The sequence below is a fragment of the Methylobacterium sp. B1 genome, from assembly GCF_000333255.1.
GTDB lineage: Bacteria > Pseudomonadota > Alphaproteobacteria > Rhizobiales > Beijerinckiaceae > Methylobacterium > Methylobacterium fujisawaense.
In genome coordinates, this window is sequence record NZ_BACT01000429.1 from 1 (window position 1) to 1,279 (window position 1,279).

At 69.1% G+C, this 1,279-nt stretch carries 1 protein-coding gene and 1 pseudogene; one reads left to right on the forward strand and one right to left on the reverse strand.

Annotated features, from left to right (window positions below):
- Positions 1 to 72: 72 nt before the first annotated feature.
- Positions 73 to 375 (forward strand): 50S ribosomal protein L28, encoded by a 303-nt coding sequence (rpmB, locus tag I53_RS12550; protein ID WP_043351177.1) that lies wholly within the window; start codon positions 73 to 75, stop codon positions 373 to 375.
- 276 nt (positions 376 to 651) lie between these two features.
- Here rpmB and I53_RS12555 read toward each other — a convergent pair.
- Positions 652 to 1,279 (reverse strand): annotated as a pseudogene (locus I53_RS12555) (cobaltochelatase subunit CobT); the annotation flags it as partial.

Genomic DNA, 1,279 nt, shown 5'->3' on the forward strand with positions numbered 1-1,279 from the left:
CTGCTGCGACGATGATCGCGCCGGTCGCGATCGGGTCTATTCGGGCGGAACGAGACGGGATCGTTTTTTATCATGGCGCGCCGCTGCGAACTCACCGGCAAGGCCGTTCAGGTCGGCCACCTCGTGAGCCACTCGAACCGCAAGACCAAGTGCCGGTTCCTGCCGAACCTGTGCAACGTCACCCTCCAGTCCGACGCGCTCGGCAAGCGCGTCCGTCTGCGGGTCACCGCGCACGCCCTGCGCTCCGTGGAGCACCGCGGTGGGCTCGACGCCTTCCTGATCAAGGCTGGCGAGGGCGACCTGTCGCAGACCGCCCGCCTCCTGAAGCGCGAGATCCACAAGAAGCTCGCCGAGGCCCCGGCCGTCGCGGCCTGAGTCTCCGGGCTTCACGCCATCCTTCATCGGACGGTTCGAACCGCCGTGGCCCCCGAGGCCGCGGCGGTTTCCGCTTGCGCGCAACAGGCACAGTGATCCGGAAGATCCCGTTCACGACCGCATCCTGAGGGGCCCGCGTCAGCGGGCCGCCAAGGAGGGCTCCAGGGATCGGGCGGCCTGACGGAGGTTTCCTTCGCGGCCTCCGCGGCGCTCCGGCATCTCAGGATGAGAGGCCGGAGCGGACGGGCCTCGAGGTCGGAGAAGGCCCGCGGACGGTCAGCGCCGCCCGCCCGCCGCGCGCAGCATCCGGCCGGTCGGTGCCGGCGTGCCGTTCTCTTCGAACAGCTCCGCGAGCTTCTCGGTCATTGCCCCGCCGAGTTCCTCGGCGTCGATGATCGTCACGGCGCGGCGGTAGTACCGCGTCACGTCGTGGCCGATGCCGATGGCGAGCAGTTCCACCGGCGAGCGCGTCTCGATCTCCTCGATCATCCAGCGCAGGTGCCGTTCGAGGTAGTTGCCGGCATTGACCGACAGAGTCGAATCGTCCACCGGCGCGCCGTCCGAGATCACCATCAGAATCTTGCGCTGTTCCGGCCGGCCGAGCAGGCGCTTGTGCGCCCAATCCAGCGCCTCGCCGTCGATATTTTCCTTGAGCAGACCTTCGCGCATCATCAGGCCGAGGTTCTTGCGCGCCCGCCGCCAGGGGGCGTCGGCCGATTTGTAGACGATGTGGCGCAGGTCGTTCAGGCGGCCGGGATTCGGCGGCTTGCCGGCGGCGAGCCACGCCTCGCGGCTCTGGCCGCCCTTCAGGGCCGGGTGGTGAAGCCCAGGATCTCCACTTTCACGCCGCAGCGCTCCAGTGTCCGCGCCAGGATGTCGGCGCAGGTCGCCGCAACGGTGATCG

Bases quoted from the DNA above. Each gene is read 5' to 3' on its own strand.
- rpmB (WP_043351177.1), top strand. From the start codon at position 73: ATGGCGCGCCGCTGCGAACTCACCGGCAAGGCCGTTCAGGTCGGCCAC.